18 protein-coding genes are annotated in these 15,713 nt (G+C 54.0%); 11 read left to right on the top strand and 7 right to left on the bottom strand.

All coding sequences use genetic code 11. The features are described 5' to 3' along the window. Nucleotides 1-198: 198 nt before the first annotated feature. The 7 genes from flhA (at nt 199) to ABLO27_RS06055 (ending at nt 6,123) form a co-directional block, all read left to right on the top strand. On the top strand, nt 199-2,289 hold the full coding sequence (gene flhA, locus ABLO27_RS06085) for a flagellar biosynthesis protein FlhA (protein ID WP_353031268.1): 2,091 nt from the start codon (nt 199-201) through the stop codon (nt 2,287-2,289). Next, nucleotides 2,286-3,062, top strand: a complete 777-nt coding sequence (gene fliR / locus ABLO27_RS06080; RefSeq protein WP_353031267.1) for a flagellar biosynthesis protein FliR — start codon at nt 2,286-2,288, stop codon at nt 3,060-3,062. Before flhA ends, fliR begins: the two co-directional genes overlap by 4 nt. A 4-nt stretch (nt 3,063-3,066) precedes the next feature. Further along, a complete protein-coding gene (locus tag ABLO27_RS06075; protein WP_353031266.1) occupies nt 3,067-3,447 on the top strand; it encodes a flagellar biosynthesis protein R in 381 nt (126 codons plus the stop codon). Between the two features lie 144 nt (nt 3,448-3,591). Further along, on the top strand, nt 3,592-4,017 hold the full coding sequence (locus tag ABLO27_RS06070; RefSeq protein WP_353031265.1) for a rod-binding protein: 426 nt from the start codon (nt 3,592-3,594) through the stop codon (nt 4,015-4,017). Then, nucleotides 4,017-4,415 carry a hypothetical protein gene (locus ABLO27_RS06065; RefSeq protein ID WP_353031264.1) on the top strand — a complete coding sequence of 133 codons (399 nt, stop codon included), beginning with the start codon at nt 4,017-4,019 and terminating at the stop codon, nt 4,413-4,415. Before ABLO27_RS06070 ends, ABLO27_RS06065 begins: the two co-directional genes overlap by 1 nt. Beyond that, nucleotides 4,412-4,870: a hypothetical protein gene (locus ABLO27_RS06060; protein WP_353031263.1), complete on the top strand. Its 459-nt coding sequence runs from the start codon at nt 4,412-4,414 to the stop codon at nt 4,868-4,870. Before ABLO27_RS06065 ends, ABLO27_RS06060 begins: the two co-directional genes overlap by 4 nt. A gap of 278 nt (nt 4,871-5,148) precedes the next feature. Further along, nucleotides 5,149-6,123 carry an isopenicillin N synthase family dioxygenase gene (locus ABLO27_RS06055; RefSeq protein WP_353031261.1) on the top strand — a complete coding sequence of 325 codons (975 nt, stop codon included), beginning with the start codon at nt 5,149-5,151 and terminating at the stop codon, nt 6,121-6,123. Between the two features lie 116 nt (nt 6,124-6,239). Here ABLO27_RS06055 and ABLO27_RS06050 read toward each other — a convergent pair whose 3' ends face one another. From ABLO27_RS06050 to motA, 7 genes are all read right to left on the bottom strand, one after another. Continuing rightward, nucleotides 6,240-6,686: a hypothetical protein gene (locus tag ABLO27_RS06050; RefSeq protein WP_353031260.1), complete on the bottom strand. Its 447-nt coding sequence runs from the start codon at nt 6,684-6,686 to the stop codon at nt 6,240-6,242. A 24-nt stretch (nt 6,687-6,710) separates the two neighbouring features. Continuing rightward, entirely contained in the window at nt 6,711-7,787 is a 1,077-nt protein-coding gene (flhB, locus tag ABLO27_RS06045) for a flagellar biosynthesis protein FlhB (RefSeq protein WP_353031259.1), read from the bottom strand. A 51-nt stretch (nt 7,788-7,838) separates the two neighbouring features. Beyond that, nucleotides 7,839-8,903 (bottom strand): flagellar motor switch protein FliG, encoded by a 1,065-nt coding sequence (locus tag ABLO27_RS06040; protein WP_353031257.1) that lies wholly within the window; start codon nt 8,901-8,903, stop codon nt 7,839-7,841. Between the two features lie 54 nt (nt 8,904-8,957). Further along, on the bottom strand, nt 8,958-9,233 hold the full coding sequence (gene fliN, locus ABLO27_RS06035) for a flagellar motor switch protein FliN (protein WP_353031726.1): 276 nt from the start codon (nt 9,231-9,233) through the stop codon (nt 8,958-8,960). Between the two features lie 116 nt (nt 9,234-9,349). Further along, nucleotides 9,350-9,916, bottom strand: a complete 567-nt coding sequence (locus ABLO27_RS06030) for a hypothetical protein (RefSeq protein ID WP_353031256.1) — start codon at nt 9,914-9,916, stop codon at nt 9,350-9,352. Next, nucleotides 9,897-10,856: a flagellar motor switch protein FliM gene (locus ABLO27_RS06025; protein WP_353031255.1), complete on the bottom strand. Its 960-nt coding sequence runs from the start codon at nt 10,854-10,856 to the stop codon at nt 9,897-9,899. Before ABLO27_RS06025 ends, ABLO27_RS06030 begins: the two co-directional genes overlap by 20 nt. Before the next feature lie 3 nt (nt 10,857-10,859). Further along, nucleotides 10,860-11,759, bottom strand: coding sequence for a flagellar motor stator protein MotA (motA, locus tag ABLO27_RS06020; RefSeq protein WP_353031253.1), 900 nt, complete (start codon nt 11,757-11,759; stop codon nt 10,860-10,862). 176 nt (nt 11,760-11,935) lie between these two features. On the opposite strand from motA, the gene ABLO27_RS06015 reads away from it, so the two are divergent. Genes ABLO27_RS06015 through ABLO27_RS06000 form a run of 4 tightly spaced genes read left to right on the top strand, consistent with a single transcriptional unit; the run spans nt 11,936 to nt 15,574 of the window. Beyond that, on the top strand, nt 11,936-12,724 hold the full coding sequence (locus ABLO27_RS06015) for a DUF1217 domain-containing protein (RefSeq protein ID WP_353031252.1): 789 nt from the start codon (nt 11,936-11,938) through the stop codon (nt 12,722-12,724). 3 nt (nt 12,725-12,727) lie between these two features. Continuing rightward, complete coding sequence (gene flgF, locus ABLO27_RS06010) at nt 12,728-13,459, top strand: flagellar basal-body rod protein FlgF (RefSeq protein WP_353031251.1); 732 nt, start codon at nt 12,728-12,730, stop codon at nt 13,457-13,459. Next, entirely contained in the window at nt 13,456-14,259 is an 804-nt protein-coding gene (locus tag ABLO27_RS06005) for a hypothetical protein (RefSeq protein WP_353031250.1), read from the top strand. Before flgF ends, ABLO27_RS06005 begins: the two co-directional genes overlap by 4 nt. Next, complete coding sequence (locus ABLO27_RS06000; RefSeq protein ID WP_353031249.1) at nt 14,228-15,574, top strand: FliI/YscN family ATPase; 1,347 nt, start codon at nt 14,228-14,230, stop codon at nt 15,572-15,574. Before ABLO27_RS06005 ends, ABLO27_RS06000 begins: the two co-directional genes overlap by 32 nt. The last annotated feature ends 139 nt before the right edge of the window (nt 15,575-15,713 follow it).

Below are 15,713 nucleotides of genomic sequence, written 5' to 3'. Positions count from 1 at the left end.
TTGGCGTTTTTGCCAACGTTGATGTTTCGCAAGATTGTCTTTCTCTGCTGCTTTCAATCAGGTTCCAATTTCTGCATTCGCAAAACTGATGATCTTGCTTGGCATCCTGAAAATTTCTTTCGGCAGGTGCCCCAAAAAGCTTCGCGCAAGCTTGAAAGGCGATTTTGCAGACCTTCGATTACGCCGCTGAGGGAAGGTATGTCAGACACCTCCATTTCACCCATCGCTACCGCAACGCCCGAAAGTCGCCGCGATGTCGGTTTTGCTTTGGGTATCGTCGTCATTCTGGCAGTCCTGTTCCTGCCGATTCCAACTTTTTTGATCGATATTGGCCTTGCCATGTCGATTGCGCTTTCGGTCCTGATCCTGATGGTGGCGCTGTGGATCCAGCGCCCCTTGGACTTTTCATCCTTTCCAACAGTTCTGCTGATCGCGACCATGTTGCGGTTGTCGCTCAACATCGCGACGACGCGTGTCATCCTGGCCAATGGCTATGAAGGCCTGAACGCGGCTGGTTATGTGATCAACGGTTTCTCGCAATTCGTGATGAGTGGCGATTTCGTCATCGGACTGATCGTTTTCGCAATCCTGATAACCGTCAACTTCATGGTGATTACGAAGGGGGCGACACGTATTGCCGAGGTCGGCGCACGTTTCACGCTTGATGCCATTCCTGGCAAGCAGATGGCGATTGATGCCGATCTCTCGGCCGGTCTGATCGATGAAAAGGAGGCCCAGCGCCGGCGCAAGGAGCTGGAGGAGGAAAGTTCCTTCTTCGGTGCCATGGACGGTGCCTCGAAGTTCGTGCGCGGGGACGCCGTCGCGGGTCTGATCATCACCGCCGTCAATATTCTCGGTGGTATCATCATCGGTGCAACACGCTACGACATGAGTGTTGCAGATGCCGCCGATGTCTTCACCAAGCTATCGGTTGGCGACGGCCTTGTTTCCCAGATACCGGCTCTTATTGTTTCGCTTGCCGCAGGCCTGTTGGTTTCGAAAGGCGGCACGAGGGGCTCTGCCGACAAGGCAGTTCTCGGGCAGCTTGGCGGCTACCCGCGAGCCCTCTTCGTTGCGGCTATCCTCATGGCGGTGTTCGCGCTTATGCCGGGCTTGCCGATGTTGCCTTTCATGCTGCTTGCAGGATTGATGGGTTTTATCGGCTACACCATTCCCAGGCGGCTTGCCGCGCAAAAGAAGGCGGAGGAAGAAAAGCGCAAAGAAGCCGAGGACCAGGCCAGGCTGGAAGAGAAGGATTCAGTCAAGGAGACACTGAAGTCTTCCGAGGTCGAGCTGGTTCTTGGCAAACAGCTTTCTGCCGAATTGTTGACTAAGCATGGCGAACTCTCTCGACGGGTCGCCAAGATGCGGAGGAAGTTTGCGGAACAGTTCGGTTTTGTCGTGCCCGATATACGCGTGACCGATAGTCTGACGCTCGATCCAAAAAGCTACCAGATCAAGATTCATGGAACGATCGTTGCTGCACAGCAATTGAAGGTCGGGGAGTTGCTGGTCATTCCCACGACCGACGATGCCCTGCCTGTGCCCGCTGATGAAACCAGGGAGCCTGCCTTCGGTATGCCCGCGTTCTGGGTCGCACCGGCATACAAGGACGAACTGAAGCGGCGCGGAATGTCTCCAGCGGAGAATATCACCGTGATCCTGACCCATCTCAGCGAAGTGATCCGGAACAACCTGCCGCAGCTGTTGTCCTACAAGGACATGCGGATCCTGTTCAATCGGCTGGACAACGAGTATCAGAAGCTTCTCGACGATATCTGTCCGGCACATACGTCTTTCTCGGGGCTGCAGGCGGTGCTCAAGCTGTTGCTGGCGGAAAGAGTTTCCATTCGCAATCTCAATCTTATTCTGGAAGCTGTGGCGGAGATCGTTCCGCATGTTCGTCGATCCGAGCAGGTGGTTGAGCATGTGCGAATGCGCATCGCGCAGCAGATCTGTGGCGACTTGGCCGAAGGTGGCCCGCTCAAGGTCTTGCGCCTCGGTAACCGCTGGGACCTAGCCTTCCACAATGCCTTGAAGCGGGATGCGAAAGGCGAAGTTATCGAATTCGATATCGAGCCACAGCTGGTTGAGGATTTCGGCACTCAGATGTCAGAGGCAGTGAAAAAGCACATGAAGGAGGGAAGCAGGTTTGCCGTGGTGGCCGCTCCCGACGCCCGGCCTTACGTTCGGATGATCGTGGAACGCATGTTCCCGACATTGCCGGTACTGTCGCACCTCGAGATCGCCAGAGGCGTTGATGTGGCTGCCCTTGGAAGTGTCTCGTGATTACCGGTGGGCTGTTTTTCAGCACATTCAGCGCGTCATTGCTTCTGGCCGTGTTCCTGCTTTTCTGCAGGATCGGCGCCTGCCTGATGATTATTCCGGGTTTTGGCAGCAACAGGGTTCCGGTTCGTGTCCGATTGTTCATAGCGCTGGCAGTATCGCTTGCCCTGTCTCCTCTGTTGGCGGGTGAGATCCAACAGTCTCTGCCAGATGAACAGCTTGCGACTGTTTTCCGGTTTATCGGTGCCGAGCTTCTAACCGGTGCCTTAATCGGATTCCTCGGGCGCGCCTTCCTTGCTGCGCTGGAAACACTGACAACGCTTGTATCAATGGCGATCGGCATGTCCAACATGCCGGGAATGCCGATAGACGGCACGGACTCGCTGCCTCCGGTCGCCAACCTTTTCACCGTAACTGCAACTGCGATGGTGTTCATCACAAACCAGCACTGGGAGATCCTGCGTGGTCTCGTTGCCTCGTACGAAGCAATTCCGGCAGGACATCCCCTGGCAGCTGTCAGCAGTCTGGAGCAGTTTGCAAACCAGATGGGGCAAACCTTCATTCTAGCTCTGCGGGTGTGCAGTCCGTTCGTGGTCTACACGATCGTCGTCAACCTGGCCGTAGGACTGGTCAACAAGCTGACACCACAGATCCCGGTCTATTTCATCTCGTTACCGTTTGTAATCGCAGGCGGTCTTTACTTCCTTTACCTCGTCATTGCGGAAGCAATCATGATCTTCCTCGACGGGTACTTCACATGGCTTCAGGTAGGTTAGTTCGATGGCACGCAACAGTCAGGAAATCGAACGTTTGTTTCGGATGCAGAAGCAGATTTTTCTGTTTTCGTCGTGGCTTCTGCAAAAGCTCGACGCTCAGGTTTACCAGCTCAACGAGAAAGAGCGCCGTATCCTGCTGGCTTTGTCGAGTGGAGATCTGGCGCAGCATGACCGGTTCATCGCGAATGCAGCCGAGAGACTGAGACGGATCATCGAAGAAATGGCGCGTCTCAGCGAGGCGCGTGCCAGAGTGAATTCAGAACATGATCGACAGAGAATGATGCTGAAGCTGATGGCGGAACGTCTTTCCAAGATGCGGGGCGAGGAACAGCGGGCAGAAGAGGAACGCGATCTTCTGGACCTTCTTGATCGGCGATACGGCTAAAACGATCCGTCTCGCAAGCCTCCCACAAGCTGAGGCAGCTAGAAATTGTCCTGCAAACAAGGTCTGGCAAAAGCTTCCCTGCTTGCCTTGCCTGTCGTCTGTCGGGCCTTGTTTGCACACAACATTCAACCAAGGAGCCGATACATGGCGATTGCGCCCCCTTCTGATCTGATCCTGGATGTTGCCAAGGCGGCAGACCCGGCGAGCCTACAGCAGGCAACCAGCCGTTTGCGGACGATAGCCAGTTCTGCAACGGGAGAGGGCTTTGGCCTTGCATTCGCGGGGGCTTCAGATCAGGCCGGCCAGGCTTTTGACAGCTTTGCGGAAACAGCAGCAAGCGGTGAGAAGCTCCAGAAATCTCCCGCTGAAAAATTTGAAGCAATGATCCTCAGCCAGTTCGTCGAAACCATGCTGCCTGACAATGCAGAGGCGGTGTTCGGAGAAGGGGCCACCGGCGAAATCTGGAAGTCCATGATGGCGGAACAGGTTGCCGGACAACTGGCAGCTAGTGGTGGTGTCGGTATCGCCGATCTGATTTCCGGAACATTGAACGAGCAGGTGAAAACATAATGGAAACGGGAAACGACCTTGAGTTGGTAGTCAACAAGCCTGATCCGCAGATCTCGGCTCCTTTGACGTTGGCCGTCCGGCGAGCCACTGACGCGATACGAGAAGAGACCAGGGCGCTACGAGCGAACCCGACAGCTGACCTGAAAGTTTTTGAATATGGAAAGAGCAGGGCGCTTCTCGATCTGACCCGTGCCAGAACAATGGTTCCTCCAGGCTTGATGCCGGAGCAGTTGAAGGAAGATCTGGCGGAATTCAAGGGCGTGTTACAGGAAAACATCGACCTTTTGAGTCTTCACATGAATGCGGTCTCAGAAGTGGTCGAGATGTTGTCCAGGACGATGATCGACTTTGACAGCGACGGCACGTATCAGGCGCCATTTCCGGAGCCGTCACGATGATGAAGATCCTGGTAGCCGGCATCTGGATGTCCGCGACGATGCTGGCCTCCGGATATGGAACCACTCAATACATTGCTTCTCAGAAGCGGATCGGGGATGCGAACGAACCGACATTCGTCGGCCTGGATTATGAGACCGTCAAACCCGTGAATGTCCCCATGCTGTTTGAAGGGACACTCCAAGGATATGTCGTTGCAAAACTGGTGTTTACCGCAGATAGCGATGTGCTGCGCCGTCTTCCTGTTCCACCTCATCCGTTCCTGGTCGATGAAGCGTTCAGGCGGCTCTATTCGGACGATACTCTCGATTTTACCAATCTGGAGCGATACGACCTGGACGCCTTTACCAAGTATCTGAAAGATCGGACAAATGCGCGTATCGGACAGATGGTCGTGCACGATGTACTTGTCGAAGAGTTCAATTACTTCAACAAGGACGATGTGATTACGCATTAGTGTTGACGTTCAGAATTCTAAATTGCCCCTCTGCCTCCCAGGCCCTGGCGCTTGCTCCTATGCAAGCGCCATTTTTTTGATGTATTCTTGAGTGCATGTTCTTGATGGTGCGTTTCTTTTATGCGTTTTTACTTCATGAGCATAACGTTGTTTGAAGATTGGATTCATTTATTCAAACGCGTAACATTAACTCGAATACATTTGACTACAGATTTGTTGTTTGCTTGGCTTTGACTTAGTGCATTGAGGAAAGTCCAAGCAATCAGGGTATCAGGACCATGACAGACAAAGAGATCCCCGTAATCGATCTTGAGCCCCTGGTCTCGAGCGCCGCTGATGGTCTTGAAACAGTTTCAGAGAGTATCGGACGGGCAGCACGGGAGATCGGGTTCTTCTATGTGAAGAACCACGGCATCGACGCAGGATTTATCGAGAAGACCTTTGTTGCTGCTCGCACCTTTTTTTCTCAATCTCACGATTTCAAGATGGATCTGACCAAAGACTTCTTCAAAACAAATCGTGGCTACGTGCCGATGGAAGGAGAAAATCTGGATCCGACGAAACCGTCAGACCTGAAGGAAGCCTTTAACATTGGTCTCGACCTGGCAGCAGACGATCCGCGGATACTGAACGGAGAACCGTTCCGTGCAGTCAATCAGTGGCCTGAATTGCCGGGCTGGCGGGAGGAGCTGCTAGAATATTTCGATGCTGTCTGGGATCTCGGGCGCAAGATGCACAGAGCAATTGCCGTTGATTTGGGAGCCGCTCCGGATTTTTTCGAGGACAAGCTTGACGCTCCGTTGGCAACTCTCCGCCTGCTGCACTATCCGCCTCAGTCTGAAACAGTCCAGCTCGGGCAGATTGGTGCCGGCGAACACACCGACTACGGCAACATCACGATCCTGCTTCCCGATTCAGTCGGGGGACTGGAAGTCCGTCGTAGAGATGGTGTCTGGCTGAAGGCGCCAAATATCGACGGGACGTTCGTGTGCAACATCGGCGATTGCCTGATGCGGTGGTCGAACGACATTTACGTTTCAACCCCCCATCGCGTGATCAATTCCAGCGGGCGTGAGCGGTATTCAATTGCTTTTTTCCTGGATCCCAATCCTGATGCAATTGTTTCCTGTCTGCCAGGTTGTATGGATGAAGACAGTCCAGCAAAGTATGCTCCGATTTCCGGGGCAGACTATCTGAAGTCAAGACTCGACGCGAGTTATGCAAGACCGAGGGCGGAAACTGGAGAAGTGTGATCCGGGATTCCGCCATACCGTGATTGCGCGTGCCTGTGACGTTGTTTTGTCTCCGGCAGCGGTAAGCAAGCGGAAGGACTACATCCCCAGAGTTCGCAAGGGCATCTTGCCACAACCTATTTCAGACGTGCGTCCTTCAGGGCTGCGAGCAACAATTCCGTTTCCTTTTCCCTGTTGCCTCCAGCGTCCGGGACCTCGACATAGGAAACGTTTACCGCGTTGTCCGGCCAGGCAAGAACGAGAGTGAAATAGATCCAGACTCCCTTGTTGAAGAACTCCAGATCCAGGGACACTTTTGGTGTTGTGTCCCACTCCAGTTCCGCGCTGGCTGCCATTGAATATCTCAGGCTGCCTTCCTTGAAGTAAAGCTCGGCCGACGTCTTGATCAGCTCTTCGATGTTACCGTGTTGGTCAGTGCGAATATAGGCGACGAAATCGACCACATCCACGAGTTTCAAATCTTCAATAAAATCAGCCAAAGCGGAAGCAATTGCATGCTGGCGCTGTCGGTCGTTGTTTATCGAGGACGGTCTGTTCCCACGCTCTTCAGGCAAATCGTGCACTCCTCGGACCTCCAATGCATTAAATTATGCAGTAGTTTTGGCTTGGCGTGAGTACACGTAGCAAATGATTTCTGCAACCGCCCTGTAAAATTCTGGTGGTATCATTCGCTCCAACTCGGTTGCCGCGTAAAGAGAACGGGCCAGTTGCCGGTCTTCGATGACCGGAACTCCGTTGTTTTCAGCTATTTCCCTGATTTTAAGCGCGATGAGATCCTGACCCTTAGCCACCACAACCGGGGCGGGACTGTTGTCACCGTCATAGCGCAGCGCAACGGCAAAATGCGTCGGGTTTGCCACAACCAGGGTTGCCTGTGGCACAGCGGAGATCATGCGGTTGCGGGCCCGGTCACGTGCCAGCGATTTCTGACGCGCCTTGACGATCGGATCGCCTTCCATCTGCTTGTGTTCGTCCTTGATTTCCTGCTTGCTCATTCGCAAATTTCTGCGCCAGTGTGACCTCGACCAAAGCACGTCAACGGTGACCAGCAGGATCGTCACGATGCAGACGCCGGCAATCAGTCGCATGGAGATCTGAAGAATGGCTTCGGGAAGTGCGCTCGGATCTGTAAACATGGCGTTGATTAATTCCGCCTCGTTCGCCCGGAACTGGCCATAGACAATGGCACTGACCGTACTGAACTTGAAAACCGCCTTGAGAAATTCGACCAGTCCCTGCGCACCGAATAACCGGTTCCAGCCCTTTCCGAGAGACAGTTTTGAGAAGTCCGGCTTAATCCGATGAGGGACAATTCTGGGCGAGTTCTGAAGAAATGCGGATGCCAGTCCTGCGACCGCAAGGATAGCGGCCACTGGCGCCAGGAACCTTGCGATTTCAAGTGATACTGCATGTGAAAGGAGCAAGGCGTCAGCGTTTGTTCCAAGATCCACTCCACCCGAAATGTCCAGAAGATGAGTCAGCGTTCCGACCAGCTGACGTGCTCCTGAAGTTAAAACAAAACCACCTATGAGAAGTGATGCGATGAAGGTTGCAAGTACCGGTGCTTCTCGCGAAACCGGTGTATTGCCTTTCTCGATCGCATCCCGAATTTTCTTTTCGGTGGGTTCTTCAGTTTTTGAATCCTTGTCTGTTTCTTCTGCCATCGGCTCACCCGGGATGTGGCTTAGGAAACGACTGGATCAAAGCGACAGCGGTCAGGCAAAAAATGCTCCTTCATCCTGCTTAGGATTGAGTTCGATTTCGCCGCGCCCCGCCATTTCCAACGCAAGGTTGGTGATTGCGCTTCGCGCATCAAGCACATCTCTTTGAGCCGCGGGTTCTCCTGCCGCCAGCTCATGTTCGGCAATGCGCCGTGCGCGAGAGGTCAGTGAAGACAGGATGACTTCGCGGAACTGTGCATTTGTCCCCTTCAGAGCAAGAACGATCCGGTCAGTCGGGATCTGATCGAAAATTGCCATCCGGGTGCGAGCGTTGAGATTGATGATGTCGTCAAAGGTAAACAGAAGACCTTTCAGTAGCTCCGCCGTCTTCGGCTTGACCTCGTTCAGGTTCTCAAGTGCGTCTTCCATGTGTTCACGGTCCATCTTGTTGAGGATGTCCGCCATACGCGCATGAGAGTCCGCTTCCAACGTGCCGGAAAGGTTCAGCATGAAATCTTCATGCATGGTTTTTTCAACGTCCCGCATGATTTCCGGAACGACCGCCTTGATCGACAGCATTCGTCTGACCAGTTGATTGCGGGTCTTGGCATTGATCTGCCCCAGAACTTTTGCCGCTGCACTCGGTTTGATCTTTGTGAGGATCAGCGCTGCTGTTTGCGGGTGTTCCTTGAGAAGATAATTGGCAAAGACCGTTTCGGAGACCGTGGTCAGGCGGTCCCAGATGGATCGGTTCGAGTTGCCCAGGACATCCGACATGATATCTGCCAGCTGGTCGTCCGGCAGGACGCCCTCCAGCATCTTTTCAACTTCGTTGGCAGAGCCATAGAGCGTCGTTCCAGTCGAAAACTGATGTATGAACTCTTCGGCCAGAACATCAAGCTCTTCCGACGCCACTGTGCCCAACTGCGCGGCTGAAACGGTGATCAGCCGAATTTCTTCCTGATCGAAGTGTTGCAACAGACGCTGGGAGCTGGTCTTTCCCAATGAGAGCAGAAGCGCAGCCACCCTTTGAACACCGTTCAAACGGCGGGCCGGGGGCGCCGGTGGTTGAGGCAAATTGGCTGCGGGTGCAACTGTTGCAGCGGCTGAACTCGTCATAGTCGCGCGGTCCTAAGAATGCCGGAGTATCGATGGATTGGGGCGTTGTTGAAGTCAGGCTTCAACAGCACCTGGCTGCGAATTGATGATCTCAGTGAGCGAGACGCCGAACCGTGAATTGTCGTCTTCAACGACAACGACTTCGCCGCGGGCAATAACCCGTCCGTTGACGACAATATCGATGGGTTCTCCGACCCTGTGGTTCAGCGGAATGACGGCACCGCGACCCAGTTTGAGAAGGTTGGAAACCAGCATCGTGGCTGAGCCGAGCACGACCTGAATATTGACCGGAATTCCGAGGATGGTGTCGAGGTTCTTGTCATCGCCCATTGTTCCGGTGGACTGGTCCTTGTCCGGTGCCTCGACCTTGGCAAAATTGGTTGCATCTGCTGGCTTGGCCTTTGGCCCGGTTTCAGATGCAACGTGATCGATAATTGTGTCCGACATTACATGCTATCCTTCTGGTTCATGGAGACCGTACGAAACGGGCTTGCAAGTGAATCTTCGATGCGGTGGATGCGAGTAGGAGTTGGTTCTGCTTGTTGGCCGTGGTGGACGACCGTCGCGTCAGTCTTTGTTTTTGACCGGACCAGTGCCGGTTTGGGACTGTCAGCCTGTGCATCTTCCGCAAAGATCTCGAAGTCGTCGCGGGTGGGCGTGAAGCGTTTTGAACTCTCAAGAAGCGCAGTTGCTTTCGACAACTCCTTCAGTTCGGCTCGAAGCACAGACTGTTGTCGCTTGGCCTCCCTCGTCAGACCATCGATTTCGGCGATCAGGTCCCGGGCATCGTCCATGCGGCTGCCGAGTGCATTGAGGATCTGGGCTCCCTTGACATTGATCTCCTGAATGGAAACCTCGATACCGTCGAGCGCCAGGGCGGTCTGATCGAATATGCGCTGGTAATCTTCGTGATAGGTCCCGAGCCGCCGCAACTCGCGGTGCATGGAGACCATTCTGACCGTGGTGGCAACAAGAGCAATCAGCAGCACACCATCAACGATTGCGGAGATCATCGAATAGATCCTTTTCTTCTTCGTGGATGAGTTCGTCGATCTGTAACGTGTAGGAACCGTCGAGCTGTCCGAGCTGGCAGGTAAATACGGGCTGTTCGTTGCAGGCGAGGGTGACAGGGGAGCGGGCTGTCGCTTGCAGCTCGATGACCTGGCCAACCTGAAGGTCCGAGAGATCTCCGAGCGACATCTCACGTTCTTCCAGAATGGCTTCCAGCTTTACTTCGGTTCGCTGGATCTCATTGTGGAAGTGCTGGGTCCATTGCTTGTCGCGGCCCGACATTTCGCCCGATAGCACCTGAGACAGGCGTTGCCGGAGAGGGTTGAGTGTCGAGTGCGGCATTACTACAAAAACTTCACCGCCGCGCCCAATGGCCTGCTGCAGCAACCTGGCAACAACGGCTGGGTTGTTCCGGCGGCCCACAACCGCGAAGTCCATGCGGCTTTCGATCCGCTCGATCTTCAAGGTGGTTTCCGCTATGGGGGCGAAGGATTCTGCCAGTGACTTTGCTGCAAGTTCGAACATCGTTCGCGCAATGCGCGTTTCGATGTTGGAGAACGGACGCTCTTCATCGATTGGCGGTTCGGTGCCGTCCGCTCCGAATAGCACGTCAACAAGGGTGAAGATGAAATCTCGGTCGAAACCGACAAGTACGCGGGCGTCCCACTCTGGAGAATAGAGAACGGCAACAAGCGCGTTCGATTCAAATTCGTCGAGTACGTCGCCAATCCGGTTGTTTTCAACATAACTGACCGAGATGTAGGAAGGCGAAGGGGACTTCTGTCGCATCGCGTCCGCCATCAGGCGTGCCATACGGTCGAACACCACCGGAAGCATCGGCAGACGGTCGACTGAGATCCCTGCCGCATCAAGCAACCGGTCGGCGATCATGGCCCGTTCGGAGTTTGATGCGTTCGAGCTGGCAGTTGCTGCTTCGATCATGACTTAGGCGGCTCCCTGCATGTCCTGGACGTTGTCGGCACTGGCGCCGGCACCCACACTCATGGTTTCGTTCTCGACTTCATCGATGGTCGGCCGGTCGTAGTCGGAGATCGTTTTCCGGCCATGTTCCAGTGCGATTTGAGGATCAGCACCATTCATGAAGGCCAGCAGCGTTTGCTTGACAACGATGTACGTCCGCAGACGCGTTTCGCGGACGCTCTTGATCTTTGCGGCGATCGGCCCAAACAGCGAGTACGAGAAGAAGATTCCGACAAAGGTGCCCACCAGAGCTGCACCGATCAGACTGCCGAGCAGTTGAGGGGACTGGTCGATCGCTCCCATTGCCTTGATCACGCCGAGGACGGCGGCAATGATGCCAATCGCCGGCAAGGCGTCCGCAACGCTGCTCATCGCATGAAACGGTTTCATCTGGTCCCGGTGGATCGTGTGCAGCTCTTCGTCCACCAGAGCTTCGATTTCATGGGCCCGCGCATTGCCGACGATGATGAGGCGGAAATAGTCGCAGATGAAAGTCGTCAGATTGGCATTCCGAAGTACCGATGGATACTTCTGAAATATCGGCGATGTGTTGGGATCTTCGATATGAGGTTCAACCTGGTTTCGTCCTTTCGCCCGCAGCTCACGCATCAGACCGTAGAGAAGTGCCAGGACATCCAGGTATTCCCGCTTGTTCGGCACGGCATTGCGTAGAGCGTCGGAGACGGCAACGACGGTTCCCTTGATTGTTTTCATCGGATTGGCGACGACGAATGCGCCGATTGCAACGCCGAGAATGATGAGAAGTTCCCAGGGTTGCCAAAGTACGGAGACCTTGCCTCCGAGTGCGGCGAAGCCGCCGATGAGAGATGCGCCCGCGATTATCAGGCCAATAATAATGGTCACCTAACAGCTCCCGACTGGTGATGAATTCAACTGCGATCGGGAAAACGCTAGAGCGCGAGACTTGTCTGAAGCTGACCCGAATGTGGGTCTGTAGGTTGCAACAAGGTGCGTCAGCCTGACGTAAGCTTTAAGCCTGAAGGTTCCTGAAACGGATTCACCCGCATGGGGTTCAGGACATGATCAATACATTGACCCAGGTACAAATCGTCAGGACCAACATGGAAAGGTCTCTGAAAACTGTCGAAGCCGATCCTATGATTGAGCGACAGACAGAGTATTACAGAGACAATATCCGCAACATTAAGTCGATCGACGACTTTCTGGCTGACGACCGGATCTACAATTACGCAATGACGGCGATGGGTCTGGACGACATGATCTACGCCAAGGCATTCATGCGCAAAGTTCTGGAGGAAGGTGTTTCCGAAAACAGTGCGTTTGCCAATCAGCTTGCCGATACCAAATACAGAAATTTCGCCGAAGTTTTCAACTTCGAGAGATACGGCTCAACAACAACTTCGTTTTCGAGAACTCAAGAAGAGATCGTCCAGAAGTTTCACCGTCAGACGTTGGAAGTGCGTGAAGGCGAACAGAACCAGGGTGTGCGACTGGCGCTCTATTTCGAGAGAAGAGCGCCGGATATCACAAACGCCTATGACGTTCTGGCGGACAGAGCGCTCGCGGAAGCAGTCTATACGGCGCTTGGATTGCCGCAGGAGTTTGCCTTGTCGGACATCGACAAGCAGGCTGCCTATCTGGAAGAGCATCTTGAGTTCGATAAGTTCGGTGATGCCGAGTACCTGTCAAAGTTCCTGAACAGGTTTTCAGCGCTTTACGATCTATCCCAGGGTCCGCAAGCAGGATCGTCTCCGACGCTTGCCGTCTTTGGCAATGGCAACGGCATTGTTCAAATGGGGGAAGGGCTTCTTTCCAGTATCCAGAATTTCCGCCTTGGAGGCTTTTAAGCAATGCAATCCGCTCTTTATGTCGCGCTGTCTGCCCAGGTGGCACTTTCCAATCGGCTTGAAACCGTCGCTCGCAATGTCGCGAATATGAACACCGCCGGTTACAGGGCCGACGAGGTAAAGTTTGCTGAATTGATTTCAAAGGCTGGGCAGGACCAGGTTAGTTTTGCGACCGGAGGTGAGATGTATATTTCGCGACAGGGCGGCAGCCTCAACAAGACCGATAATCCCCTTGATCTTGCAATCGAGGGAGAGGCCTGGTTTGCCATTCGAGATGCAAATGGAAATTTGTCCTACACCAGAGACGGCAGACTGAAGATCACCGAGGACGGCGCTCTTCAGACATTAACCGGGCAGCAAATCCTGGGCACAGGTGGACAACCAATCGCACTGGATCCTGAAGCCGGCTCTCCTTTGATCTCGCAATCAGGGGAGATCATCCAGGGAGAAAACGGCGTCGTTGGACAAATTGGCCTGTTTCTGATCCCGAGCGAAGCCAAGCTGACGAGAAAAGAAAATTCAGCAGTTGTTTCCGATTTGCCGGCAGTTCCGGTCCAGGTGTTCGACAAGAACGGTGTTCGCCAAGGTTATGTTGAAGGGGCGAATATCAATCCGGTTCGTGAAATGACAAAAATGATCATGATTTCGCGCGCATTCGAAAGCGCAACAAAAATGATCGACACAAGCAATGAGAGCCAGGAAAAGGCTATTCGTGAACTCGGTGCAACCTCATGACCCCGATTGAGGCGACCGGTGCGTCGATTTCGTCAAATTCTCATCAGGTTATTTCCGGAGCTCCTCCAGCAGAGAGTAAAGACGTTGCTTCGTCCTCACGGGAGCACTCGGGCTTTAAGTTTGGTGATTTCATAGATCTGATCAATCCACTCCAGCATATCCCGGGTGTTGCTGAAATATATCGCTCGATCACGAACGACCAGATTTCGGATCAGGTTCGGAAATCAGGCAACGCAATTTACGGATTTGCGCTCGGCGGGCCGATCGGGCTCGGGGCAATGATGGCCTACAATGCGCTCGGCGATCATTACTACGGATCTACCGGTGACAAGCCTCACTCAGAAACGGTGTTGGCAGCATCTGATGTGCCTCCAAGCTCAAGTGGCGCTGAAAAGATACCAGTCCCGGAGCCCAAACCGGGAACCCAAGGGTTTGAAACTCTTGACGAAGGCGCACCTGAAAAGTCGGCCGGAACCCCAACAGTGCTGGGCGAAACGGTAGCAGCGGTTGGTACCAGTGGTACTCCCTTGATTCTTCACGAGATACTGAAGGGAGCGGGCGCCCAGGTCAGGGAAGGGCAACGCTCCGGACCAAACAATGCTTCAGATGATGTCCTGCAAAAATCCTCGTCCATTTCGTATGTCAATGAAACCGACCAGAGAGAAGCTTCTGTGAAGGCGGTCCCGGACGATGAAGATCTCAACCGTCTCGCCGGCCACAAATCAAATCACCTTCCACTTGATGTCTTGAAGGCTTTGCAGGAACGCCATGCCGAACGCACCGCATCTGAACGCACTTGATCAAATCTCGGCGGCGTTGACCGCCCTGGAAACGGAAACCGGTCCGGTTAAACTCAGTGGGCGCGTGACTCAGGTTTCGGCCGAGGCCATCAGGGTTTCTGGATTGTCTCGCGTGGTCTGCCTCGGGGATCTGGTCGAATTCGAAGGCAAAGCGGGGATCCGGCAAGGCGAAATAATCCGCCTGGACCAGAGAGATGTTGTTATCAAACCGCTTGAGCGCGTCACCGACATTGGAATAGGAAGCATTGCTTCGGTTACAGGCGGTCTGGCAATTCATCCCGACATGAGTTGGCGCGGCAGGATCATCAATGCTCTAGGGGAGCCGATTGATGAACTCGGGACGCTCAGTCACGGCGTTGAAGCCTTTCTGCTCGATCGAGCGCCGCCTCCTGCAATGAACCGAGAGAAGATTTCCCAAGGCGTCAGAACCGGGGTGAAGGTCATTGATCTGTTTACGCCCTTATGTGTTGGACAAAGAGTTGGGGTCTTTGCAGGGTCTGGCGTCGGCAAATCCACATTGTTGGGCATGCTCGCGGGCTTTGGAGATTTCGACACGGTTGTTGTGGGGTTGGTTGGAGAACGCGGACGCGAAGTTCGTGAGTTCATCGATGATATTCTTGGTGACACCTTATCGAACTCGGTGGTCGTTGCTTCAACCGGTGACGAAAGTGCCATGCAGCGGCGTCTTGCTCCCAAAACAGCCATGAGCGTCGCCGAGTATTTTCGTGCCCAGGGACACAGCGTGTTGCTGATACTGGATTCTGCCACCCGCTTTGCTCATGCGGCCCGGGACGTTGCGCTTGCTGCAGGCGAGCCTCCTGTGGCTCGCGGCTATCCACCGAGTGTCTTTGCAGACCTTGCCAGGCTGATCGAACGAGCGGGGCCGGGATGTTCTGGCGAAGGCTCGATTACGGGAATATTTTCTGTTCTGGTCGATGGCGACGATCACAATGATCCGGTCTCCGACACAATCCGGGGGCTACTGGATGGTCATGTGGTTCTGGACCGCCAGATTGCGGAAGCAGGGCACTATCCTCCTGTTAATGTCCTGCGATCTACATCAAGACTTGCCAATCGGGCCTGGACTTCCGAGCAACAGGAACTGATCCACAGGATCAAGGGGCTGATTTCTCAGTTTGAAGATACGAAAGATCTCAGAATGATGGGAGGCTTTCAGACTTCGGGGGATGAGCAGCTTGAGAAAGCCTGCAGGTTGGTTCCCAGGATCTACGAGGCCATGCGCCAGCGCGCCGATCAGGTTCAACCAGCTGATCCTTTTGCTGAATTGGCACAAGCGCTCGCGGGCTCTTCGTAAACCATTCAAATATTTCTTAGTAAAAATGTACAAATATCGCTTTTTCAAGCGATGTTTTTCGTATATACCTCGGTTCAAACATCGGGAATTTAGCAGAAATCGGCGGATTTCGAAATTTTAATAAATTTTTCCCTCAGTT

The organism is Roseibium sp. SCP15, assembly GCF_040329435.1.
Lineage (GTDB): Bacteria > Pseudomonadota > Alphaproteobacteria > Rhizobiales > Stappiaceae > Roseibium.
The sequence above is the reverse complement of the archived record's forward strand: the minus strand, read 5'-3'. Positions and strand labels throughout refer to the sequence as shown.